24 protein-coding genes are annotated in these 21,795 nt (G+C 57.1%); 10 read left to right on the top strand and 14 right to left on the bottom strand.

The genetic code is table 11. From position 1 onward, the window contains the following. Nucleotides 1–48 precede the first annotated feature (48 nt). A complete protein-coding gene (locus FAA86_RS15900) occupies nt 49–1,194 on the bottom strand; it encodes a peptidoglycan L,D-endopeptidase MepK (protein WP_246035106.1) in 1,146 nt (381 codons plus the stop codon). A gap of 306 nt (nt 1,195–1,500) precedes the next feature. Here FAA86_RS15900 and FAA86_RS15895 point away from each other — a divergent pair, with 306 nt between their 5' ends. Further along, nucleotides 1,501–2,826: an Nramp family divalent metal transporter gene (locus tag FAA86_RS15895; RefSeq protein ID WP_136542165.1), complete on the top strand. Its 1,326-nt coding sequence runs from the start codon at nt 1,501–1,503 to the stop codon at nt 2,824–2,826. Nucleotides 2,827–3,054: 228 nt separating this feature from the next. Here the strand turns inward: FAA86_RS15895 and FAA86_RS15890 are convergent, their stop codons facing one another. Further along, nucleotides 3,055–3,471 carry a MerR family transcriptional regulator gene (locus FAA86_RS15890; protein WP_136542163.1) on the bottom strand — a complete coding sequence of 139 codons (417 nt, stop codon included), beginning with the start codon at nt 3,469–3,471 and terminating at the stop codon, nt 3,055–3,057. A 123-nt stretch (nt 3,472–3,594) separates the two neighbouring features. Here FAA86_RS15890 and FAA86_RS15885 point away from each other — a divergent pair, with 123 nt between their 5' ends. After that, a complete protein-coding gene (locus tag FAA86_RS15885; RefSeq protein ID WP_136542161.1) occupies nt 3,595–4,104 on the top strand; it encodes a hypothetical protein in 510 nt (169 codons plus the stop codon). Nucleotides 4,105–4,159: 55 nt separating this feature from the next. On the opposite strand, the gene lspA is transcribed toward FAA86_RS15885, so the two are convergent. The 3 genes from lspA to FAA86_RS15870 all read right to left on the bottom strand — a co-directional run bounded on the left by lspA (nt 4,160) and on the right by FAA86_RS15870 (nt 5,869). Then, nucleotides 4,160–4,669: a signal peptidase II gene (gene lspA, locus FAA86_RS15880; protein ID WP_246035105.1), complete on the bottom strand. Its 510-nt coding sequence runs from the start codon at nt 4,667–4,669 to the stop codon at nt 4,160–4,162. 272 nt (nt 4,670–4,941) lie between these two features. Beyond that, complete coding sequence (locus tag FAA86_RS15875) at nt 4,942–5,547, bottom strand: transglutaminase-like cysteine peptidase (protein ID WP_112831893.1); 606 nt, start codon at nt 5,545–5,547, stop codon at nt 4,942–4,944. A 91-nt stretch (nt 5,548–5,638) separates the two neighbouring features. Next, the gene (locus tag FAA86_RS15870) at nt 5,639–5,869 is read right to left on the bottom strand and encodes a hypothetical protein (protein ID WP_112828971.1); all 231 of its coding nucleotides are present in this window, start codon (nt 5,867–5,869) and stop codon (nt 5,639–5,641) included. 640 nt (nt 5,870–6,509) lie between these two features. On the opposite strand from FAA86_RS15870, the gene FAA86_RS15865 reads away from it, so the two are divergent. The 3 genes from FAA86_RS15865 to FAA86_RS15855 all read left to right on the top strand — a co-directional run bounded on the left by FAA86_RS15865 (nt 6,510) and on the right by FAA86_RS15855 (nt 9,601). Further along, entirely contained in the window at nt 6,510–7,043 is a 534-nt protein-coding gene (locus tag FAA86_RS15865; protein ID WP_136542159.1) for a hypothetical protein, read from the top strand. 213 nt (nt 7,044–7,256) lie between these two features. Continuing rightward, on the top strand, nt 7,257–8,342 hold the full coding sequence (locus tag FAA86_RS15860; RefSeq protein WP_210309960.1) for a L,D-transpeptidase family protein: 1,086 nt from the start codon (nt 7,257–7,259) through the stop codon (nt 8,340–8,342). Nucleotides 8,343–8,542: 200 nt separating this feature from the next. Beyond that, entirely contained in the window at nt 8,543–9,601 is a 1,059-nt protein-coding gene (locus FAA86_RS15855) for a flavin-containing monooxygenase (RefSeq protein WP_136542157.1), read from the top strand. A gap of 2 nt (nt 9,602–9,603) precedes the next feature. Here the strand turns inward: FAA86_RS15855 and FAA86_RS15850 are convergent, their stop codons facing one another. The 3 genes from FAA86_RS15850 to FAA86_RS15840 are packed head-to-tail and all read right to left on the bottom strand — an operon-like array spanning nt 9,604 to nt 11,662. Further along, nucleotides 9,604–10,527, bottom strand: a complete 924-nt coding sequence (locus FAA86_RS15850; RefSeq protein WP_136542155.1) for a cation diffusion facilitator family transporter — start codon at nt 10,525–10,527, stop codon at nt 9,604–9,606. A 23-nt stretch (nt 10,528–10,550) separates the two neighbouring features. After that, on the bottom strand, nt 10,551–11,213 hold the full coding sequence (locus tag FAA86_RS15845) for a DsbA family protein (protein ID WP_136542153.1): 663 nt from the start codon (nt 11,211–11,213) through the stop codon (nt 10,551–10,553). Beyond that, a complete protein-coding gene (locus tag FAA86_RS15840; protein WP_136542151.1) occupies nt 11,210–11,662 on the bottom strand; it encodes a disulfide bond formation protein B in 453 nt (150 codons plus the stop codon). Before FAA86_RS15840 ends, FAA86_RS15845 begins: the two co-directional genes overlap by 4 nt. Nucleotides 11,663–11,849: 187 nt before the next feature. Between FAA86_RS15840 and FAA86_RS15835 the strand changes: the two genes are divergently transcribed. The 4 genes from FAA86_RS15835 to FAA86_RS15820 all read left to right on the top strand — a co-directional run bounded on the left by FAA86_RS15835 (nt 11,850) and on the right by FAA86_RS15820 (nt 15,428). Further along, nucleotides 11,850–12,464, top strand: a complete 615-nt coding sequence (locus FAA86_RS15835) for an SCO family protein (RefSeq protein ID WP_112828966.1) — start codon at nt 11,850–11,852, stop codon at nt 12,462–12,464. Between the two features lie 31 nt (nt 12,465–12,495). After that, the gene (locus tag FAA86_RS15830) at nt 12,496–13,197 is read left to right on the top strand and encodes a L,D-transpeptidase (protein ID WP_167495009.1); all 702 of its coding nucleotides are present in this window, start codon (nt 12,496–12,498) and stop codon (nt 13,195–13,197) included. Between the two features lie 300 nt (nt 13,198–13,497). Continuing rightward, nucleotides 13,498–14,094: a DedA family protein gene (locus FAA86_RS15825; RefSeq protein WP_113462171.1), complete on the top strand. Its 597-nt coding sequence runs from the start codon at nt 13,498–13,500 to the stop codon at nt 14,092–14,094. Between the two features lie 371 nt (nt 14,095–14,465). Continuing rightward, nucleotides 14,466–15,428 (top strand): arsenic resistance protein, encoded by a 963-nt coding sequence (locus FAA86_RS15820; RefSeq protein WP_246035104.1) that lies wholly within the window; start codon nt 14,466–14,468, stop codon nt 15,426–15,428. 85 nt (nt 15,429–15,513) lie between these two features. Here the strand turns inward: FAA86_RS15820 and FAA86_RS15815 are convergent, their stop codons facing one another. Together FAA86_RS15815 and FAA86_RS24640 are read right to left on the bottom strand one after the other, a co-directional pair. Then, nucleotides 15,514–17,499, bottom strand: coding sequence for a heme lyase CcmF/NrfE family subunit (locus tag FAA86_RS15815; RefSeq protein WP_136542149.1), 1,986 nt, complete (start codon nt 17,497–17,499; stop codon nt 15,514–15,516). Nucleotides 17,500–17,820: 321 nt separating this feature from the next. Beyond that, nucleotides 17,821–18,069 carry a hypothetical protein gene (locus FAA86_RS24640; protein WP_167495008.1) on the bottom strand — a complete coding sequence of 83 codons (249 nt, stop codon included), beginning with the start codon at nt 18,067–18,069 and terminating at the stop codon, nt 17,821–17,823. A gap of 6 nt (nt 18,070–18,075) precedes the next feature. Here FAA86_RS24640 and FAA86_RS15810 point away from each other — a divergent pair, with 6 nt between their 5' ends. Beyond that, complete coding sequence (locus FAA86_RS15810) at nt 18,076–18,318, top strand: hypothetical protein (protein ID WP_136542147.1); 243 nt, start codon at nt 18,076–18,078, stop codon at nt 18,316–18,318. 3 nt (nt 18,319–18,321) lie between these two features. Here FAA86_RS15810 and FAA86_RS15805 read toward each other — a convergent pair whose 3' ends face one another. From FAA86_RS15805 to FAA86_RS15790, 4 genes are read right to left on the bottom strand one after another with little or no spacing between them, the layout of a single operon-like run. Continuing rightward, a complete protein-coding gene (locus FAA86_RS15805; RefSeq protein WP_136542193.1) occupies nt 18,322–19,560 on the bottom strand; it encodes an ABC transporter substrate-binding protein in 1,239 nt (412 codons plus the stop codon). Between the two features lie 46 nt (nt 19,561–19,606). Continuing rightward, on the bottom strand, nt 19,607–20,653 hold the full coding sequence (locus FAA86_RS15800) for an aldo/keto reductase (protein WP_136542145.1): 1,047 nt from the start codon (nt 20,651–20,653) through the stop codon (nt 19,607–19,609). Nucleotide 20,654: 1 nt separating this feature from the next. Beyond that, nucleotides 20,655–21,005: a TIGR04076 family protein gene (locus tag FAA86_RS15795; protein ID WP_136542143.1), complete on the bottom strand. Its 351-nt coding sequence runs from the start codon at nt 21,003–21,005 to the stop codon at nt 20,655–20,657. A gap of 9 nt (nt 21,006–21,014) precedes the next feature. Further along, complete coding sequence (locus FAA86_RS15790) at nt 21,015–21,728, bottom strand: GntR family transcriptional regulator (RefSeq protein ID WP_136542141.1); 714 nt, start codon at nt 21,726–21,728, stop codon at nt 21,015–21,017. Between the last annotated feature and the right edge of the window lie 67 nt (nt 21,729–21,795).

The following is a 21,795-nucleotide window of genomic DNA, read 5'->3' as shown; positions in this document are numbered from 1 at the left end:
CGTGCGAGACGTTTGTTGCAGCCTAGCACAACGGCTCCGACCCTTGATTTAGGGGGAAATCTGGGTAGTCCTGATTGCAAATAGTCGGGCAGATATGAGGGGCGCTGTCAATCCTGTTGAGGCCTCCGGAGCCGAAAGTGCCCATGTCATGAGCGTTTCGTGACCATCAGCCTCCTCGTCAGCATCTCTGTCTGCTGCAGTGATCGGAAATCGCGCGATCAAGGCTGCCGGCGCCGGCAGATCAAGGATGGCGGAAGGGCGGAAACTATCAGTCTGCGTGCGATCCGTGATCGGGCCAAGTGAGGCAACCTCGACCTCAGGTGTCTCCATTTCGGAAGTAGGGCGAGCGGCCGGTACAGGAATTGCCAGAAAGCTTAAATCAGTGAACTCCGACCTTTGTTCGCCGACCATGGCTGGTCGGCTTGTCTGAAGTTCGAGAGCGTCCTCCGCTCGGCTCCGTCCAGTCGGTAGCATTGCGGTGACCAGGCTGCTCCTGTTTGACGAAGCGGAAGCGAAATTACTGTCGTCATCTCCAGCACTGGAAGCTATCTCGATCGATTTTGCGCCGACGCGCCGACGATAGTCGGCGACTGCCAAATCGTAGCCGGGGAGAGGGCGGCCATCAGAGGGAAGGTGCATTGTTTTTCCATTGGGAAAGATCCGAGCCAGCTCTTTGCGCGTCATGCGGGGCCATGCACGGACATTGCCGACATCAAGATGGACAAACGGAGATCCCGATGCGGGATAGTACCCCACTCCACCAACTTGCATCTGCATTGCAAGTGATCGCAGCTTGGCCAGTTTGACGCCCGGAATGTAAAAATCCATCGCCTTGCCGAGGGTGTGTTGGCTGTTTTTTGCGACCCCACTATCCCTCGATCTCCCTCGGAGCATCTTGTTTGTCCCCGGGGAGCGATAGGCCGAGACTATATGGATATAATCGTTTGATCCGCTGCGCTGGTAAACTTCCCACACAAGATCGAGTAGACGGGGATCGATATTCGCTGGCTCGTTCTTGCGCCAGTCACGCAGGAAACGGTTGATCTGACCAAGGCCACGGCCATCGAACTTCCCGCCCCGCTTGAATGTAATTGTCGCACGTTCCCCAGTGTGTGTGAAAAACAGTTTCAGCGATCTGTCCGTCGCGGCTGTCGCAAGTGACGACGAACCCACCAGCAGTACCACTGCGAGCATCACTGCGATTGTAGCCGTCCCCACGCACCGCATGAACCCAGATAGGAAGGCTGCGGCTGGACAGGGTCTGACGCAAGCTGGCAACTCGCTCACTGGTTACTCCACACTTGACGGCTCTCTGAGTACGGGTCTGGCGAACATTGCTGCCACCCACGGATCGCCATCAGTAAATCCGATTATGGTCAACAAAGCCCTAATAGATCCCAATTGGTGAGGATCTGAACGATCCCGCTTGCGTGTACAGCCCCTTTATGAGAATGATTTGCAATTGCAAATAGGGGCGGGCTTTGAAAGTACGGTGAGACGATGGACAGACCGGTGAGGGGATGGCAGCGAACGGTTGGCGAGGCATCCCTTTCGGATGTGCACCGGTCGATAAAGGTCGCGTCAGGAGCTGGCACTTTCCGAAGGGCGATGGCGTTCTTCGGCCCCGGCTATCTTGTCGCAGTCGGGTACATGGATCCAGGCAATTGGGCGACATCTCTGGCCGGGGGATCGCGCTTCGGCTATGCGCTGCTCACGGTGGCCCTGATTTCAAACATCATGGCGATCGTCCTTCAGTCTCTATGCGCGCGCCTTGCCATCGCTTCGGGGCGCGACCTGGCGCAGGCCTGTCGTGATGCTTACCCCAAACCGGTCGCCATGGTGCTGTGGCTGCTCGCCGAAATTGCGATTATTGCGACTGATATCGCTGAGGTGATCGGCACTGCAATCGGCCTGAACCTCATTTTCGGAATTCCGCTCGAGTTGGGGGTGGTCATCACTGCTCTCGACGTATTCTTGATCCTCTACCTGCAAAAGCTTGGCTTCCGTTGGGTCGAAGCGCTTGTCATAACTTTGCTCGGTGTTATCGCCGTCTGCTTCGCAGTCCAGATCGCTCTTGCTGATCCGGACTGGGGTCAAGTGATCCTCGGCTTCGCTCCAACGACAGAGATCGTCACCAATCCTGACATGCTCTATCTGGCGCTCGGAATACTCGGTGCGACCGTCATGCCGCACAATCTCTACCTCCACTCCGGCATCGTGCAGACGCGGGACTTTGGCGATACGCTGCCTGAAAAGCGCGAGGCTCTGAAATTTGCGACGATCGATTCTACCGTCGCCTTGATGTTCGCTCTGCTCGTCAATGCCTCCATCCTCATTCTCGCGGCCGCGACGTTCCACGAAACCGGGCGGACTTCGGTCGCAGAACTGGGTGAGGCTCATAGTCTGCTGGCCCCGTTGCTCGGTTTGGCTGTCGCACCGACATTGTTCGGGATCGCCCTGTTGTGCTGCGGTATCAATTCAACGGTGACGGCGACGCTTGCGGGTCAGATCGTGATGGAGGGGTTCCTGAAGATCCAGCTTGCACCTTGGCTTCGCCGTCTGATCACCCGGGGGATCGCCATCATACCCGCAGCAGGGGTCACGATAGCTTTCGGAGACAGCGGCACTGCCCAGCTTCTGATCTTGACCCAGGTCGTGCTTAGTCTCCAACTGTCCTTTGCGGTTTTCCCGCTGGTGATGTTCACAGCCGACGCTGATAAGATGGGAGAGATGAAGGCACCTCTATGGCTGTCGGCGTTTGCCTGGATCATCGCAATCGTGATCGCTTTGCTGAACCTGAAGCTGTTGGTCGATTTCGTATCGTGACGCACTCGCAACGAGCAGCCCAATATTTCCGGAGGACTTTGAAGCACTCCGCGAGCTGGCGGGCCGCCTGACGTAGCCCTCACGAACTTGGCGACTGTGACGCATCATGCAGTCTCTTGGTCTGGACGATCTGTGCGACTTGGAGCTCGCCACCAATCGCCCGATCATTCAGATCGGTACCAACTGGGATCGCCGTGTACTCACTATTTGGGCAGTGAAATGCTAGAGTCAGTCGTGGTCGGTGGTGCACATATCATGGTTTGCCAAGGCCCTAATCACATAGCAATCGCGCACTTGATTTGAATGGCAGTGTGTTGAGATCCGTTCCAGCTCGGCTTCCAGCTTCTTCAACCTCTCGATCTTCTGTCGGATTGTAACAAGCTGTTCGGCAGCTATCTTGTCGGCCTCTGCACAAGGCTTTTCAGGATGCTGGCTCAACTCTATAAGCTCGCGAATAGCTTCGATCGTCAGTCCAAGGTCGCGAGCATGCCGAATGAATGAGAGGCGTTCTTGCTCGGTCTTCGAGTAGCGTCGCTGATTGCCCTCGGAACGTTCCGGCGGTGAGAGCAGCCCCATCTGTTCATAATATCTGATCGTTGGTACCTTGACACCCGTGGTCCTGGACAGATCTCCAATGGTGAGCATGCTACCTCCCTCTCCAGACGCGGCAGGTGCAGGCCGCGACAAATTAGCCCATCACGCGAACCTGAACCCTCGGACAACCGAGAGGTATGTAAGCAATGGCTCGGCACATGTGAGGATTTATAAATGGCAAATCAAGCAAAACGTTGGTGTGTGGCAGCCACTGCATTTCTTTTCGCCGGTCAAAGCGGCGTCTTGGCTAACGTGACAAATCAACCTCATCAAATCAACTACGACGCTTTAACTGTCGAACATGCCGAATTGGTGCTGGCGTCGGATGGTGTCACGGACACCGCATATGTCACCGTCTACAACGGAACGGGCGATGATTTGGCGATTGTCTCTGTCAAGGTCACGGGGTACTCGGCTGCCACGCTCGAGAGTCCAATGGCTAAATCAAAGGGATTCGAACAAGTGCCGCTGTCGGACACCTACCTTGTGATCCCTCGAAAGGCGGAACTGGACATGGGACAGGACACGGTTTTCATTTCACTGGTGCGTAACTCGGGTCCTCCGAAAGCCGCAACGATGACACTAAAATTCGATGACGGTACCGCGCGTGCTGTCCCGCTTGATATTCTTGCTCCAGATGCCGCAGAAACCAATCATCACCATGGAGAACCAAATCGCGAATGAAGGCCACCACAAAACTGAGAGTTGACGCTTTGCCTTTTCCTTGCGCCGCACACCGTCAGGAGTTCGTGGACGCATGCTCGTTTTTGGTCTGAACTACCGACGCCGCCACAAGAGCAATGGCACCGCAAACGATGAACACATCCGCAATATTGAAGGCAGGCCATGACCACCCGGACGCGTGGAAATCCAGATAGTCGGTAACCCTCAAGTTCATCAAACGATCAACCACATTTCCGCTCGCACCCCCAGCCATTGCCGTGATGGCCATTCTCTCGAGGACACTGTTGGCGAATACTGCCCAGATCACCAGTCCGACAACGATGCCCCCTTGAAGTGTGGCGAACAAACGGGGCGCTGACACGATGGTGTCCGAAAATAACCCGAAGCTAACGCCCGTGTTATAGGTGAGTTTCAGGTTGAAAAAAGAGGTCAACTCGATTGTTCCAGTCGGGGTTGCCAGAAGCTCCGCCATGACGAATTTGACGGACAGATCGATACCGCAGATTGCGGTAACCCCGAGGACGATGACGGTAAGCCTGAACATGGCTTTTTTCGAGAACAGCATTTTCGGTTCCAGACTGAGCACGCTCTTACATTCGCTACGATTTTGGCAGATTGGCCGCGAGCGGGTTTCACGCTCACAGGGTTTTTGCCATACGGCCTCTAGCAACTAGAGCTTCAAGCGCAAACTTGGGCGTCAGTTGCTTCATCAAGGAAAGTTTAGTGGCGGGCGGGGCTCATCATCTGAGCTAGGGGGCCAATCATTGCCAAGTTTCACCTCGCCACGTATCCCGACTGACTGCAGCAAGGTCGGCCGGTCCAAATTGGTTCGTCAGATTAGCGAATACCGCTGACCGCCGTTGTGTCTCGACCGTCCTTGATCTTCACCCATTTGCCAGGATTGCGAGAATCCTGACGCTTGAGATAGGTATATTCTGTTTCAGACCAATTTCTGATTTCAGCACGCAAGTTGTCGAGAATGAAGTCGCCCATCTGTGACCGCACCGTCAACACAGCATGCCCGGATCCGTCCGGCTGGAGTACGACAGTGATCAGCAGGTTGGAGGCCGAGATCCCGCGTCTCATCAGAAGCTTGCGTTTTAGAAGAACAAAGTCCTCGCAGTCGGCTGCGGTGGTCGGATAGTTCCAGAATTCCTCGACACCATAGATTTCGATGTCCTCGATGGCAGGGATTGTATTAACGACCTGATTGACCTCAACGAGGCTATTCCAGAGTTCCTCTGTGAGCTTCAGGCGTGCGCGGTCTGCAGCGATCGGCTGGCACTCTTTCTTGTATCTTTTGCAAAATTCAAAGTGGCCTATCGGTTGTGACGTCGCTCCGGCGACAGGCATAGAATGCAACGTTGCCCCCTTTGGTTTCCAGGCAGCGCCTGTCGAAATGATCGTTATGGCGAGAATTGCGAGCAAAAATCTGGAGGTCATAAGTCGTCCCTGTGTCTTGGGACGAGTTATGCGGATCGAACACGATCATCACGCAAAGAAATTCAGTGCAATTTTATCGGCCTGTGTCGAATTAAGGCACTTTTTTATGAGATCGCCAGCTTGTGAACGACAGATAGGCCTCTATGCCGATCCAGCCCCCAAGGCCGATGGATGAGACGATGCCCGCGATGGCCTCGAAGGAGTCATGTCCTATGCCCCAGCAAACGACGGCAAAAACAACCTTGACGAACACAAATCCCACCAGCGAAAACGCAGCGATCATGCCAAGTTTTTTTGCGATACGTGCGACTGAACCGATCATTTCTCGACTCTAGAGGCTATGGTCACATACGGGGAAATCAATTCTTATTGTCTGCGTCCTCCATCGTGCGGCGGTGCGTGTGCACCAGCTTCAGGCAATCTCAAACAGGTTGAGTGTGACGTGTGATGATGTCGCGGCTCGGAAAATCGATTCGGATTTTGTGTGTGGCACTGCTGTTGGCAGTCGCCATTGCGGGTCCGCATGGATCAGTCGCACGGAATGTCATTTCCGGGGCGACGATATCCAGAACCGTCCATCAAGGGACTGTGTCTGCTGGTGCCCACGCGAAATGCCAGCATCTGGTCGAGCATTCTCACGAGCTTCTGGCTTGCCTGCAGGAAAGCGCTGCAATTTCGGAACGAATGTTCTCTGCCTACAGAGTTTCACCAAATCGGTTCCGTGTCTTTGCAGGCATTGATCCCCTTGATCCTCCTCCCCGAGCCTGATCTTACCGTTAAAACCGCCCGGAGATCGTCAACAAGTGTCTGCTGTGTTGGACTATGTCCAACACGCGGCTTGAAAGCGGCTCTCATCGACTAAAGGATCGAGCACTGTCCAATCACGCCTGAATGCGATGACAGGACATCGATCCGTGGAGGACCCCGGCGTAGCTCCGGTTGATCCTCATGGAGATCAGTAAATGTGGAAGATTGCATTCTCCGGAGCGTGGTGTGTCTTGGTGTGCCTGGTTGCTGTCTACGCTGGTTTCCAGTGGGCCCCGGCGCCCAAACAGGTTGAGGCGCAGTCTCCCGGGCTCACCGAACATGAGGTGGTCAAATCGGCGATGGTGACCGTCCCGATCATTCGGGAGAAAAAGGTGGACGGTTACGTCGTTGCGGAAGTGACGTTGACCGCAAATGACGAGGCACTGCGTGCTAGCCCCAGCCCGGAGGCAGAACTGACGGACGAATTGATCGCGACACTGGTGTCGGGACCGGTTCTCACTGATCCCGAATTCGCAGCTGACACTCTGAGGTTAGATCTGGTGGAGCGGATGAACAAGCGGATTGGTCTGCAAGCCTACTATAAAACTCTGATCACCAAACTCGATTACCTCACTGCAGCAGATCTGGAGCGGATGCGCACCTCCGGAGCAAACCCAATGAAGGTAACCCCCCTGGTTGATAAATCTCTGCTCGATGTTGTGCCTGGCCCCGTACCCAAAGATGAGTAGATGGTTGGGTGGGAGGAGCGTTCAGCTTTTCCTGGGGCTGCCCCTTGTAGCTCTAGTTACTTGAGGTCCTATATCTGTACCGGCGGCCAAGGATTTGTTCGATGCGGCGTCGTGCGGTCGTGCCCCCTTCCTGTATTGCCGGCTGCCGTGGTGCGCTCGGCACCTTTTGGGTGATGTCGGCAGGGTTTCATTGAAAGCGCGAAGAGTGACGAAATGAATTGGTTTCAGAATTTGAATGAACGAGCACTTCTGATCGCGCGGAATGCCTGCATTGGAGCCCTTATAGCTGTCTCCCTATCCGGATGTGTTTCAGACATGGGGCTGGACGACCTGTCCAGCAGGGCACCCGAACTGTCGAGCAAGATGCTGGCAGAGATGGCAAAGAAGGGGATGGCAGCGGAAAGCCCCGTCCTGATCAGGATCTTCAAGCAGGAAAGCGAGCTCGAGGTCTGGAAGATTGACCGAAGTGGACGCTACGCACTGCTCAAGACATATCCGATGTGCAGGTGGTCCGGGAAGCTAGGCCCCAAGCTTAAGGACGGTGATCGCCAAGCGCCCGAAGGATTTTACCATGTCTCGAAAGGCATGCTGAATCCTAAATCGCAGTACTATGTATCTTTCAACCTGGGCTATCCAAACAGGCTTGAGTCGGCACTCGGCTATACCGGCGAGGCGCTGATGGTCCACGGTGCTTGCTCCTCTTCCGGTTGCTTTGCGCTGACAGACCAGGGCGTCGGTGAGATATATGCAATCGTCGCCAAGGCACTTTCATCGGGACAGGAGCGGTTCCAGGTCCAGGCCTATCCTTTCCGGATGACGACGGAAAACATGGCGCTGCACAAGGACAATCAAAACCTGTCGTTCTGGCGGACTCTGAAGGAGGGATACGACCTTTTCGAACTGACCCGTCAGCAACCAAAAGTCTCGGTGTGTGGCCGCCGCTACATGTTCAACAAAGAGTTCGTGGGCGGAGAGCCCCGTTACCCACTGGAGGCTTGCCCCGCAAGCGTCGCTTCTCCTGATCCCGCACTGATGGCCCGCATGGCCGAAGAAAACCAAAGGCTTGAGGCTGCGCTTCAACAGGCCGGCGGCTCCACGGTGTCGTCCTATGTGGATGGCGGGATGCATCCAAGTTTCCGCGCACTCCTTAAGAAAGAGGGTCCGGACCGACTTGCGGCTCGCATCTCGGGCACAAAATATCCGGTTAGCAGACCAGATGCGGCGCTGGCTGACCCCTTCCAGAAGAAGAAGGCCAGGTCCGGCGACGGGGTGACCGCCCCAAGTGCGGCAGGAGATTGAATTATGGCCCAGCCCGATGAGCGGATTAAGAAGATACGACGCAATAACTGGATTGTGTTGGCAGTGCTCACGATTTTCGTTGTGGCGGTGTTTCTCTTGAGCTTCTCGCATATTGGTCGAGAGGCAAGGCCTGAGCCCAATGTAACCGTAACCTCCCCAGCCGTTGATGGATAACGACGATCTTGCTTGAGAGGAATACAATGCGGACCAACATCCTGATTATAGGGGCGGGTCAAGCCGGGCTCGCTGCGGCATATGCCTTGAAGAGGCAGGGCCTGAGCTTCTTGATTGTCGATGCTGGCACAAAAATCGGCGACAGCTGGCGCAACAGATATGACAGCCTCACACTTTTTACACCTCGCAGCATCAGTGCGCTCTCGGATATGCCCCTGGTTGGTGATGCAAATGGCTATGCTGGAAAGGATGAGTTTGCTGACTATCTGCGGCGGTATGCTTCCTTCCATAAACTTCCGGTCATCAGTTCGAAGAAGGTCGTTCGACTTGAGAAGGCAGGCAGTCTCTTCGTGGCGTCAACGCAAGACGGCGATCGTCTCACAAGTCATATTGTCATCGTTGCCGCGGGGGCATTTTCAACACCGCGAATTCCTGGATTGTCGAAATTGCTCCCGGCCGACATTCAGCAGATGCACGTAACTGAGTTCCGCAATCCGGGCTCGGTGGCGAAAGGCCCTGTTCTTGTTGTCGGAGATGGCGCGAGTGGAAGGGACGTGGCAATCGCGTTGGCTGGGTTTCAACAGGTGCTGCTTGCACGCGGGCGAAAGCGCAGACTTTTACCGGAGAAGATCCTCGGACGCAGTTTGTGGGTATGGCTGGGGCAGCTCGGCCTTCTCCGTGCATCGGCGCAGGGGATCATCGGGCGAAGGATGAGGCGTGCGGATCCATTCCCTGTTCGTGGCAATGACGATGCTTCACTTAGGCGGTTGGGGGTAATCCTGAAGCCGAGACTGGCTGCGATCCATGATCGCGGGGCAAGTTTCGCCGACGGATCGAGCGAGAACATCAGATCCATAGTTTGGGCGACAGGCTATGCCGATGAGCTTCCTTGGATTGAAGTCGAAGGTGCAGTTGATGCTCGGGCTGCCCCAATTCACTCCAACGGGATTTCGCCTGTTGCCGGCCTCTACTATGTAGGACGTCCATGGCAGCGGAACCGTGCCTCTGGTCTGATCGCGGGTGTGGCTGACGATGCGGCTTTCATCGTTGAGCATATCCGTCAACGGTACCTGCAAAGCCTCTAGTCTCAGGTCCCTACAACATTATGACCGATGACCTGTACGCCGTCTTCGCAACCGTCCTCTGGCGTTTCGATTTCCAGAGTGCTGTGGCCGATACCGTGCCTGTCCCGCAGGATTTTTCGCATTGCGCCTTTCACTTCAGCAGCACCGCGCAGAGATGACTCCGTCACAACGAGATGCGCTTGCAATGCCTTGTGATCTTCATCGATCCGCCACACATGGACATGGTGCACCTCCTGGACGCCTTCGACGGAACGCATGTCTGAAACAAGTTCGTTCACATTTACGTCCTCAGGCGCCGCCATCATCAGGATTTTGATCGATCCTCCGATCTCAGTGAAGGCCTGCCAGAGTATGTAGGCTGCGATCATGAGGGTGATCGCTGGGTCAATCCATGTCCAGCCGTATATTAGCACAAGCGTGCCGGCAATAATCACACCCACCGATCCAAGCGCGTCCGACACATTGTGCAAGAAAGCGGCGCGGATATTCATGCTGGTTTTTGAAAGGGTGTAGGTGAGCATGGCTGTAATCAAATCGATGACGAGCGCGATGCCAGCGACGATCACGACCGTCCACCCTTCTATCGGCGCCGGTGTGATGAACCGCATGACCGCTTCATACACGAGATAGAGCCCAATGACGATCAAAGTCGTGTAGTTGATCAGCGATGCGACGATTTCCGCACGAACATAGCCGAACGTCATTCTTTCGTCAGCACGGCGGCGCGCGATCCGACGTGCACCATACGCGATCACAAGTGATGCAGCGTCACTGAAGTTGTGGAGCGCATCCGCGATCAGGGAAAGACTGCCGGAGAAGATGCCGCCGGCAATCTGCGCAAAAGTAAGGAGCACGTTTACGAGAATTGCTCCCCCTATACGCTTGTCTCCTGCATCCGCTCCATGATCGTGGTGATGTCCACTCATGAATTCCGGTCCGGTCTCCGAGGTCAGGATCCTGCCTTGCTGGCATCGATTTCAGCCTTCACCAGGGTGAAAAGACCTTGCGGACTGAACTCTGTGAGAGGCTTTTCGTTCACGAAAAAGGTCGGGGTCTGTTTCACATTGTTGGCCTGAACATCGGCCATATCCTGGGCAAGAATATTGTCGATCGCGGGGGACGCCGCATCCTTCTTTCCCTGCTCGACATCAAGTCCGGCCATCGCCGCAATCTGCCATGCCTTTTCTAGATCTGGTCTGCCATGATCGGCCCAGACAGGCTGCTGTTCCAGTATCGCTTCTAGGACCGGTTCAAACAGGTTTTGTTTGCGCGCGGCCTCCAATATGCGCACGGCATCGTCGGAACCTTCGTGGAATACGGTGTATCGCAGGACAAGTCGCACGTCATTTCCGGTCTGCATCATCATCTGCTTCACGAGCGGATAAAAGGCCCGGCACGCCTCACATGACGGATCAAAAAACTCGACAATTGTCACAGGCGCCGAAACCGGCCCCATGACCGGCGAGTGCATTCTGACGAGGGTATTGTTCCCCGGCATTGGAGAGGGCGCTGGCTCCGCTTCTGGCGTAAGCCCATCATAGAGGGCCGCGCCGCCTGCGAAAACGGCAATCGCGGCCGAAGCCGAAGCGATAACGAAAGTGCGTCTGTTCATGCTGGTGTTCTCCGGCGCACGATTAGAAGTAGGACGATGATGACAGTAAACGCGCCAAGCGACAGGAGCGGAATGGGCAGGGTTCCGAAGAGGAGCATACCCGAGCCCGAGCAGGATGGCCCCTGGCCGCAAGGCTTGATGGCCGTGGGGATGATGTTGAAGTAAAGAAGGTTGTGAAATGCCGCGATCGACCATCCCACCGCTGCCAGCGGAACGGCATAGATCCAGGCGCGGGCATCAGAGCGGAAAGCGGCGACGGCGAGCAGCACTGCCAATGGAAACATGAAAGCTCGCTGGTGCCAACAGAGATCGCATGGCGCTTGCCCCATGACCTCACCGATAAACAGTGCGCCGAGCGTCGAACCCATGGCAATTATCCACGCGCTAAAGATCGCAAGCCATGCGCCGTCGTTAGTTTTCACCACTTCTCTGCCATTCCTGTCGCTCATTGATGCTCGTCAGTATGAAACCTCTAGTAGCTTGAGGGTCAAGGGCGCTTTCTGTCCGATGTGGATGACAGCGACATGACTGAGGAGAATTTCGATTTTCTTCGCCACTTGCCTTGAACCTCAAGCTACTAGAGGGATTAGGACTGCTCCAAGAGGTTCTTCAGGGTGAATGTCGGCAGGGAATTAGATGAAAGCTCTCAGAGCGTTTCGACTTGTGGCGTGGTGTGTGGTTGCGATCTTCACATTGCTACTGATTATAGGTTATTTGCTGCAGTCGGGTGGCGGCAAACGTGGTGAGCCAGACACGTCCTCTACCCCTGCGATCGGTCGCCCATTTGAGTTGGTTTCGCACCGGGGCCAAGTGATCGACAACGCTGTCCTCAAGGGAAAGCCGTATTTGGCGTTTTTTGGCTTTACGCACTGCCCAGACATCTGCCCCACAACGTTGTTCGAGTTGAGTGACCTGATGAATGAACTCGGGCCGGCTGCGAGCGGTTTCAACGTTGTATTCATCAGCGTTGACCCCGAGAGAGATACTCAGCAGTTGCTGAACGAGTACATGACATCCTTCGACCGTCGAATCCTTGCCCTTCGGGGAACGCCGGAGCAAACAGCGACGGCTGTTAAAGCTTTCTCCGCCTATGCACGCAAGGTTCCGACCGAAGATGGAAGCTACACAATGGACCATACGGCTGGCGTATACATGATGGACGCCAATGGGAGCTTCAAAGGAACGCTCGACATGCATGAATCCCGCGAGGTTCGCATGAAGAAAATCCGCAATCTGATGACCGGCTCTTAAGCCAGAACTTCAACCTTCGAGAGGAAATACATTGCAGTCTGGGAAATTGACACGACGAGGCTTCGTTATCGGCGGTGCTGGGGCAGCGGCGGCTGTATTGACTGGCTGCTCGAGAACGACCGTGGAGACGACACAGTCTGAAATCGTGCCCACCGCCCATCCGGTTCTGGAAATCACCTATGGACCAATACTGAACGAACAGTTCCCGCTGCCTGCTATACCCTACCAGAAGATCGCCAAGCGCTATTACCGGCAGATGGTGAGTGATCCGACTGGACAGCGGCCAGGCACATTGGTCGTGGATACGGCCAATTACTTTCTCTACCTGACTTACGAGGGCGGACAGGCGATGCGATACGGCGTCGGTCTCGGCCGGCAGGGGTTCGAATGGTCGGGCAAGGGGGTCATCCAGTACAAACGTCAGTGGCCGCGCTGGACGCCACCTGACGAGATGGTCGCTCGACAGCCAGAACTTGCGCCCTATAGCATTGCCAATGGTGGTATGCCACCTGGCCTCGAGAATCCTTTGGGCGCGCGTGCGCTTTACATTTTTCAGAATGGCGAAGACACGCTATACCGCATCCATGGATCGCCAGAATGGTGGACGATTGGCAAGTCGGTATCCTCGGGGTGTGTCCGTATGATCAATCAGGACGTTGTCGACTTGTATGGTCGAGTGCCAGGCAAAACCCCCATCGTCGTTACCAGCCTGCCTCCCTTCTCTGAGGCTTAGACGGAGAAAACCGTGAAGCCCCTCAACAGTTCAGCGGCCTGAAGTCGGGTCAGGCATGCAAGGCCTGTGCCATGTAGGGGCCGACTCCGGTTATCCGCATTCTCCTGGCGCTGTCAGGTAGAGGCTGTTGGAAAACACCGGCAGCCTCAGTTCGTGCGCGGGCTCTGCCAAACTGAACCAGATGCCCGATGGTCGTGCACTCACCAGGCAGGCCATGCGAAGGAAAACATCCGATAGATCGTGTAGATCGTACACAAAAGAGTTTCTGTTTGTGCCTGCGATTTGACTTGGTGAAGCGATATGGACGGCTTGTCTGATCTACTACAAGAATACGGTACATGGATCTACATCCTGCTTTTTGCATATTGCATGCTGAAAAGCGGTAGTCTTCCATTGTTCGCGGGCTATGCGGCTCAAACACAAGCTTTGGACTTGTCCCTTGTTTTAGCCGTAACCTTTGCCGGCGGCTATCTCGGGGACGAAGCACGGTTCTTTATCGCCAGACGATACGGGGATGCGTGGTTAACGAGGTGGCCTTTTGCTGAAAAGGCCTATGCGGGCGCGAAAATCCTAGTTGCAAAGTACGGTTGGGCCTACATCTTTCTTTACAGATATCCCAAGGGTATGCGGACCATCGGCGCGCTTCCGGTTGGTCTCGGATCAATGTCATGGGCAAAGTTTACAGTTCTGAATGCAGGATCAGCAATAGTTTGGACCGTCTGCCTGGTTATGGCGGGCTTCGTTTTCGGCGCACAGATCGACGAGGCGGTGGAAACCGGCTGGGGCTTTGCAAGTGTTGTCTTACTTGCTGCAATGCTCCTCCTGTCGGTCTTCGCATGGTGGCGGATAAATCGGATAGCTGTCGGGATCCCGAAAATTGGAGAACAATCCAATTGAAGTCGTCAGTAGTTTCATGTCTGGTCACGATGGAAAGGCAGAGAATAGCGCATGAATACCGCAAAGCCTGACACGACCCGGACCGACCTATACCCAGCCCTTTCAAACTTTCACGCTGATCTACGGCGCAGGTCGACTTACTCAAATCAACCGACTTGCGACATATAAGGGGAGCCTTCAGGTGATCCTGGCAATCGGACTTTTCTGTCCGACTCCCTGTCCAGTTCTCCAGGCCCGCCATTCCTTTTGCTGTCTGCAATGAGCTGGCACCAGAAGTGTTCGAAGACTAGACCACGGGATAGCAAGGGTGGTCATCGTTCTCGGACTTGGCTAGCTTCGTCCGGCCTGAAATGAAAACTGAAAGCGCTCCGTTGACCCTCCGTGAGACCCTCGAAAATCATCAGGTCCGGATCTACTTTGGCGCAGTTGTCCTTGGCGCTTTGGCGGCTCTCTCGATTTCCGGAACAACCGCACTTGAGATCGGCATAAATCCGTCGCTGGCGTTCATGTTGTTTGTGACCTTCCTTCAGGTTCCGCTTGCGGAACTTCGGATGGCCCTCGCGCGGTTCCGCTTCCTTGGCGTCCTGCTTCTGGCGAATTTTGTTGTCATGCCTGTGCTGGTGGGAGTTCTCGTACCGTTTCTTCCACCCGATCCGATGATACGGCTTGGCGTCTTGCTCGTCCTTCTCGCCCCATGCATCGACTATGTTGTTACGTTCTCGCATCTTGGCCGCGCCGACGCCCGTCTCCTGCTGGCAGCAACACCCGCGCTCCTGATCGCCCAAATGCTACTGTTGCCCGTCTATTTGAGCGTTTTCCTCGGTCCCGAGGCCGGGTCTCTTATCAAAGCCGGACCATTTTTCCACGCGTTCGTCTGGCTGATCGCAGTCCCGCTTGTCTTCGCCGTCCTCATCCAGTTCTGGGCCGGCCGAAGTGTGGCCGGGGAGCGTGCGTCGGCGGTTTTGGGGCTGCTTCCGGTTCCTGCGACAGCGTTCGTACTCTTTGTCGTGGTTGCTGCCGTCGTACCGCAACTCGGCCCCGCACTCGATGCCACTTTCCGTGTTGTGCCAATATACGTGGCATACGCGGTTGCTGCGCCCTTGGCGGGGTGGGGTATGAGTGAGTTGTTCCGGCTTGATGCGCCAGCGGGCCGTGCCGTCGCATTCAGTGCCGCCACGCGCAACTCTCTGGTCGTCCTGCCGCTGGCTTTCGCTGTCCCGGGCGCTGTACCGATTCTTCCAGCCATAATTGTCACGCAGACACTGATCGAACTGCTGAGCCAGTTGGCTTACATTCGTCTGGCACCAAAGTTTGGGTCGAGCAAGGCTGCCTGAACAATGTATGCCGCCTTGTGCCGGGCCGGGATGGTGCCTTCGTCTAATTCGCGCAGGAAGCGGAGGTGCCCGTCTGTTCGTGCACTCAGCTGACCCCTAACGACGGCCGTACCGAGGCCTTGGTTCGCTTCGGCGCGCCGACTCGCAAACGGCGATCAGAGAGCGAGACGATGCCACCAGCCATCATCACGATGGCACCGGACCAGATACAGAGGATCCAGGGCTTCCACCAGACACGTACGACAATGCCCCCCGCGGCCATTGGGTCACCCAGCGAGATGTAGAGCTGGCTGAAGCCGAAGGTGACGATGCCGGCTTCCGTCGTCGGGCTCTGGCGGGCCGTGTAGAGCCGCTTCGACGACCAGACATCGGCCACCTCGACACCATCTTCGCGGATGGTGAAATGCCCCTGGTCTTCGGTATAGTTCGGTCCCGTCGCGGCGCGAATGCCGTCGAAGGTGATGACATAACCGCCGGCCTCCACCGTCATGCCCGGCTTCATCTCGACCACGGTTTCCGTCTCGAAGGTGGTGACGGCCACGACGCCGAGCACGGTCACACCCATGCCGAAATGCGCAAGTGACGTGCCGAAGGCCGACCGCGGCAGGCCCTTCAGTCGACTCCAGGCGGTGGACAGCGGATGCTTGCCAAAGCCTGCCCGATACCAGAGATCGGATACCGCGCCGCCCATGACGAAAAAGGCGAGCGCAAGCCCTGCCACCGCCATGACAGGTCCACCATTCTGGGCGTACCAGAAACCGAGGCCAAGCATGAGCGAGACCGCCGCCGCCACGTAGAGCCGCTGCAGCGCACCTAGTAGATCGCCGCGCTTCCAGGCGAGGAATGGCCCGAAGGGCATCGCGAGCAGGAGGGGTATTATGAGCAACCCAAAGGTGATGTTGAAGAAGGGCGGCCCGACTGAGATCTTCTCGCCCGTCAGCGTCTCCAGAAACAGCGGATAGAGCGTGCCGATCAGAACAGACGCGGTGGAGACGGTGAGAATCAGGTTGTTGAGAACCAGCGCACCTTCACGCGAGATCGGCTGGAACAGGCCGCCGGCCCTTAGCATCGGCGCGCGCAGCGCAAAAAGGGTGAAGGCCCCGCCGATGAAGATCACGAGAATGCCGAGAATGAAGACACCGCGCGTCGGGTCGTTCGCAAAGGCGTGCACCGAGGTCAGCACGCCTGACCGTACGAGGAAGGTGCCGAGCAGGGACAGCGAAAAGGCGATGATGCCGAGCAGCACTGTCCAGATCTTCAGGGCATCGCGCTTCTCCATCACGAGCGCCGAATGCAGAAGGGCCGTGCCCGCCAGCCAGGGCATGAAGGAGGCGTTCTCGACCGGATCCCAGAACCACCAACCACCCCAGCCGAGCTCGTAGTAGGCCCAGTAGGAGCCCATGGCGATGCCGGCCGTCAGGAACACCCAGGCAGCCAGCGTCCAGGGCCTAACCCAGCGCGCCCAGGCGGCGTCGATGCGCCCGTCCATCAATGCTGCGATCGCAAAGGAGAAGCAAACCGAGAAGCCGACATAGCCGAGATAGAGCAGCGGCGGATGGATCGCGAGACCAATGTCCTGCAGGACCGGATTCAGATCCCGGCCCTCCGCCGGGATTGGCGACAGGCGGATAAAGGGGTTGGACGTCAGAAGAATGAAGAGCGTGAAGGCCGTCGTGATCCAGGCCTGTACGGCCAGCACATTCGCTTTCAGCCGGTCCGGGAGATTGGTGCCGAAAAAGGCGACCATGGCGCTGAACAGCGTCAGGATCAGCACCCAGAGCAGCATCGAGCCTTCATGGTTCCCCCAGACGCCGGATACCTTGTAGATCATCGGTTTGAGGGAGTGAGAGTTCTCAAAGACGTTCTGCACCGAGAAGTCGGAGAAGACGTAGCCGTAGGTGAGGGCCGCGAAGGAGAAGGCGACGAGCACGAACATTGCATAGGTGCCGGTGGTACCCACCGCCATCATTGCTGCGTCACCGCGCCGTGCGCCGATCACGGGCAAAATGGAAACGACAAGACAGGTGGCGAGTGCCAGCACCAGGGCATAGTGGCCAAGCTCAATGATCATTGGATCTCTCCCTTGCCGCTGAGTTCCACCCCTTGCGCCTCCAGACGAGCGGCCGCGTCCCTTGACATTCAAGTCTCGTCATGCTGGTAGGCACTGTATCGGGACAAGGGTTTCAACCACGATCCAAGATCAGCGACCAGCCTAGCCCAAGACTTGCCCTGCGAGCAACAGCAGTGTTCATTCCCGGCGGTGTCATCGAGCTCGGCGACTGCGACACGCTTAATCGTCTCGAGGCTTCAGTGAAGTTCCATAATTATGCTTACCCCACAAAGGGCTAACTTTGGCCCTCTCAACGTGGAAATTATGCAAGTCTCAGTGCAATCAGGCCCCCGCAACCAAAAAAAACCCTCCATAAACGCCGATCTCGCAAAAGCCCGTCGGCACAGGCAAACAGCGGCGCCAGCCGGTGAAGCTGTTGATCTCACACGACAACTGACCGGCCAGCAGGTCCCGATTTAACTGCGCCTTGAGGCTTAGTTCCATCTCTTGCGCCTTATCCTTGGCTTGATGGGCCGCAATTTTTCCTTTGGCGAGATTCGACTGCAGCGCTCTTACCTCCTTAAGGAGCACACAGCGGTGTTCGTCGACGCCGCGGAATGGCAGATCGGCGCGACACGCATCAGTTTCGAACCCGCGGATCTCAAGTCAAATTCTGAAAAGCGCGCACCGGGCATGCCCGTTGAAGTCTATAGCAAGACGGGAGAGCGAACCGTCATCTCTTACCTTGCGAAACCGTTCGTGGATCAAGGCATGGAAGGGTTCCGGGAGGAGTGCGGGATTGGGCGGCTGGAGAGCCGCCCAGTGTTGACCGCTTGTTGAGACTTACTTCGCCAAGCTAGCCTTGATGTCGGCCACTGCCTCGGACTCCATTTGGCCGACAGTCGTTACTTCTCCGTCGGTGATCTTCCAAAGCCTGAAGGGTCCGGTGATGTCGCCGTACTGGTCGAAGCTCACAGGGCCGATGACGCCTTCATATTTGATCGGCTTGCCGTCCTTGAGCAGGCCGAGCGCCTTCTCGAATTCGGCCTTGCCGGCGTAGATCGGCGTGCCGCCGGGTGCTGTGACTTCCGAAATCGCTGATTTGATCGCGTCCTTGTCGGCCTTGCCTGCCTTGGCGATCGCCAGAGCCACAATCGCGCCGGCATCATAGGAGCGGTCTGCGGCCGGTGCCGATGGCTCGATGCCGCCGGAGAATTCCGCGTAGTTCGCGTTGAAGTACTCGGTCGATGCAGTCGGCGTGGTACCGGAAGAGGTGCCGTATGCCTCGTTCAGATATTGCGGGCCGACACTGGCAATGAAATCCTTGGAGTTCATGCCATCATTGAACAAGAATTTCTGGACGCCGCCGCCGGAAATCCAGGCGCGGGCAATCGTTGCTCCGTCCACCGGCGTGGAGATGAGATAGAGCGCATCCGGCTCACCTTCCATTGCAACCGACGCTTCTGACGAGTAGCTGGCCTGCTTCTCGTTATAGGGTGTCGTCGAGGTGATCGTGCCGCCGAGCTTGGTATAGGCTGCGGTGAACTCCTGCATCAGGTTGTTGCCGAAGTCGTTGTTGACGTGAATGATCGCAATCTTCTTCATGCCCTGGTCGAGCGCGTATTTCGCGGCAGCCGTTCCCTGCAGGGCGTCAGACGTGATGGTGCGGAAGAACACACCATTGGTCTTGCCTTCGCGCCCAAGGGCCGTCAGCGTTGGGGAAGAGGATGCCGGCGAGACCTGAACGACACCGGCAGGTGCGGTGACGGAGGTGAGGATCGGGATCGAGACCGAGGAAATGATGCCGCCGATGACGACCGGCACCTTCTTGATGTTGACGAGCTGTGTAGCCTGATCAACGGCGACATTGCCCTGGCTCTGGCTGTCGCGCGTGTCCATCACGAGCTTGCAGCCATCGACGCCGCCCGCTTCGTTGAAGTCACGGAAGGCCATTTCCACGGATTTCGCGCCGGCTTTGCCATATTCCCCTGCAGGGCCGGTGAGCTCCATGACCACACCGACCGTGATGTCGCATTCCTGCGCGAAGGCCGGTGCAGCACCGACGGCAAGGCCGGCAAGCATGGTCGATGTCAGAACGAGGCGTTTCAGTTGATTTCCCTTACTCATGTCATTCCCCTTTGTTGAGATTATATTTCATGATGCTGCCGTGGCGCCCGGTGCGGTCCCGCTCGAGCGTATAGACGTCCCCTTCCAGTTCGCGCGCGCCGGCCATGGCGGTCTCGATCTCCGCCAGGTCGGCATCGGACAGGACGACATCGGAGATGGCGAGGTTGGAGGCGAGGTGATCGCGATTGCGCGCGCCGACGATCACCGCCGTGACGCCTGGCCGGCGGAGCATCGCGGCACTGGCGATCGTGGCGATGTCGGTCGCATGACGGTCCGCCACCTTGCGAAGCGTTGCAAGCAATGCCTGGAACAGATCCCAGCCACCGAGATCGTCGATGATCAGCTTGTATTTGGTCAGCGAACGGTTCTCGAGCGGATGCTCTGGCTCCGTCTTGCCAAGCCAGCGATCGGAGAGAAAGCCACCGGCGACCGTGCCGTAGCAGAACAGCGCGAAATCGCACTGAGCAGAGAGCCCGACCATGCGCTTTTCCGGGCGCCGGTCGAGCAGCGAATACTGCAGCTGCAGCGAGGTCAGCGGGATCCCGGCATCGAGGATCGCCGTGACATGGTCGCTGTCAAAGTTCGTGGCGCTGATCTTGTCGATACGCCCGTCGGATTGCAGCTCCTTCAGCCAGCCGAGCGTGTCCAGCCAGGCTGGCATCTCGTAGTCCCACCAGTGGAACTGGACAAGGTCGAGGCGCTCCATGTTCAGCCGCTTGCGCGACGTGTCGATCACCTTCTCGACATAGGCCTTTGAGATTGTCGGGAGAACGCCGAGATCGGGTACGAATTTGGTGTGAACGCGAATGTGATCGAGTCCGGCCTGGCCGTGCAGGTCGCGGTAGCGCAGCCTGAACCGTCCGATCAGATCTTCCACGCCTGTGTAGATGTCGGCGCAGTCGAAGGTGGTGATGCCGGCATCGGCAAAGGCCACCATATCCTCGATCGCCATCTCCGCATCGATGGCGCCATGGCCGCCCGCCAACTGCCAGCCGCCGCGGATGACGCGGGAGATTTCGTAACCGGGGGCGATGGAGATATGCTGCATCTTATTCTTTTCCTTCGAGGGGCACGGCGGTCGTTGCTGCATGGCTGAAACGGCGAAGCCCGGTCCGGCGAATTCTCAAGCGGGATGAGCAGTTGGGATCCGGACAGGCGATCTCCGCATCCGTTGTCATCCAGTCATGCGCATGGGTGGGGCGTTGCTTGGCGGCGAGAAGGGGAAGCACGGAGGCGAGCGAGTAGATCGAAATGCCTTGTCCTGGCGGAAGATAAAGCATCTCGCCCTGCAGCTCGAAATAATCGCCTGGCCTGGCGCCGCAGTAGACGGCGCCGTCTTCGGGGATCACCACCTCGACACGCAGATCAAAGAGCTCGAAGGTATCGTCTTTAGCGCCCATCGATTTCCCTCACGCTGCTTCGTCGCCAGCGTCGAGGCGCCCTCGCACGAGATCGAAGGAGCGACCGATGTCGTTGGAGAGCGCGTTCACGGCAGCCTCTTCATCGCGTGCTTCGAGAGCAGCGATTAGCGTCCAGTGGTGGTTCGTCGCGGCAAGGCCGCCTTGTTCGTCATGGATATGGGCAGCGGCCCGGACCACCGGGCCGGACTGCAGCCAAAGGCTCTCGACCATCGGGATCAGCACACGCGAAGAGGCGGCGCGATAGATGTGGAAATGGAAGCGATGGTTGATTTCAGAGGTAACGGGGCCGACGTCCTGGCCATGCCGCTCAAAGGCTGCCTCGCAATCCCGGTTGATCTGTTTCAGGCCTTCGATGTCCTCCGCCGTCAGCCTGTCACAGGCGAGCGCCACCAGACGCCCCTCGATCAGGATGCGGGCACGCTCCAGATCATCGAGACGTTCACGGGTGATCAGGGGGACCCTGACAGAGCGGTTGGGCAGGGCCTCCAGGGCCTGTTCGGAGACTAGGCGACCCAGCGCTTCGCGTACTGGCATGGTGCTGGTCTTCAGGCGGTCCGCCATGTCGACGATCCGCAGCATATCGCCTGCGGCAAAGCCGCCATTGATCAGGGTGCGGCGCAACTGCTCGTAGACGCGATCCTGGAGCGTCTCTCGGCCGACAGGCGTCAGCAGATCATCCGACTGGGCGATCGTATCCGTCATTCCGCCTCAACTCCTCGGAAATATCGGTTGATTTTCGCGTCAGCGTAAAGTTTGATCAAACATCACG

This window comes from Rhizobium rosettiformans W3 (assembly GCF_004912135.1).
Lineage (GTDB): Bacteria > Pseudomonadota > Alphaproteobacteria > Rhizobiales > Rhizobiaceae > Allorhizobium > Allorhizobium rosettiformans.
This window is presented reverse-complemented; position numbering and strand designations above follow the sequence as displayed.

Bases quoted from the DNA above. Each gene is read 5' to 3' on its own strand.
- FAA86_RS15900 (WP_246035106.1), bottom strand. From the start codon at position 1,194: ATGCTCGCAGTGGTACTGCTGGTGGGTTCGTCGTCACTTGCGACAGCC.
- FAA86_RS15895 (WP_136542165.1), top strand. From the start codon at position 1,501: ATGGACAGACCGGTGAGGGGATGGCAGCGAACGGTTGGCGAGGCATCC.
- FAA86_RS15890 (WP_136542163.1), bottom strand. From the start codon at position 3,471: ATGCTCACCATTGGAGATCTGTCCAGGACCACGGGTGTCAAGGTACCA.
- FAA86_RS15885 (WP_136542161.1), top strand. From the start codon at position 3,595: ATGGCAAATCAAGCAAAACGTTGGTGTGTGGCAGCCACTGCATTTCTT.
- lspA (WP_246035105.1), bottom strand. From the start codon at position 4,669: ATGCTGTTCTCGAAAAAAGCCATGTTCAGGCTTACCGTCATCGTCCTC.
- FAA86_RS15875 (WP_112831893.1), bottom strand. From the start codon at position 5,547: ATGACCTCCAGATTTTTGCTCGCAATTCTCGCCATAACGATCATTTCG.
- FAA86_RS15870 (WP_112828971.1), bottom strand. From the start codon at position 5,869: ATGATCGGTTCAGTCGCACGTATCGCAAAAAAACTTGGCATGATCGCT.
- FAA86_RS15865 (WP_136542159.1), top strand. From the start codon at position 6,510: ATGTGGAAGATTGCATTCTCCGGAGCGTGGTGTGTCTTGGTGTGCCTG.
- FAA86_RS15860 (WP_210309960.1), top strand. From the start codon at position 7,257: ATGAATTGGTTTCAGAATTTGAATGAACGAGCACTTCTGATCGCGCGG.
- FAA86_RS15855 (WP_136542157.1), top strand. From the start codon at position 8,543: ATGCGGACCAACATCCTGATTATAGGGGCGGGTCAAGCCGGGCTCGCT.
- FAA86_RS15850 (WP_136542155.1), bottom strand. From the start codon at position 10,527: ATGAGTGGACATCACCACGATCATGGAGCGGATGCAGGAGACAAGCGT.
- FAA86_RS15845 (WP_136542153.1), bottom strand. From the start codon at position 11,213: ATGAACAGACGCACTTTCGTTATCGCTTCGGCTTCGGCCGCGATTGCC.
- FAA86_RS15840 (WP_136542151.1), bottom strand. From the start codon at position 11,662: ATGAGCGACAGGAATGGCAGAGAAGTGGTGAAAACTAACGACGGCGCA.
- FAA86_RS15835 (WP_112828966.1), top strand. From the start codon at position 11,850: ATGAAAGCTCTCAGAGCGTTTCGACTTGTGGCGTGGTGTGTGGTTGCG.
- FAA86_RS15825 (WP_113462171.1), top strand. From the start codon at position 13,498: ATGGACGGCTTGTCTGATCTACTACAAGAATACGGTACATGGATCTAC.
- FAA86_RS15815 (WP_136542149.1), bottom strand. From the start codon at position 17,499: ATGATCATTGAGCTTGGCCACTATGCCCTGGTGCTGGCACTCGCCACC.
- FAA86_RS15805 (WP_136542193.1), bottom strand. From the start codon at position 19,560: ATGCTTGCCGGCCTTGCCGTCGGTGCTGCACCGGCCTTCGCGCAGGAA.
- FAA86_RS15800 (WP_136542145.1), bottom strand. From the start codon at position 20,653: ATGCAGCATATCTCCATCGCCCCCGGTTACGAAATCTCCCGCGTCATC.
- FAA86_RS15795 (WP_136542143.1), bottom strand. From the start codon at position 21,005: ATGGGCGCTAAAGACGATACCTTCGAGCTCTTTGATCTGCGTGTCGAG.
- FAA86_RS15790 (WP_136542141.1), bottom strand. From the start codon at position 21,728: ATGACGGATACGATCGCCCAGTCGGATGATCTGCTGACGCCTGTCGGC.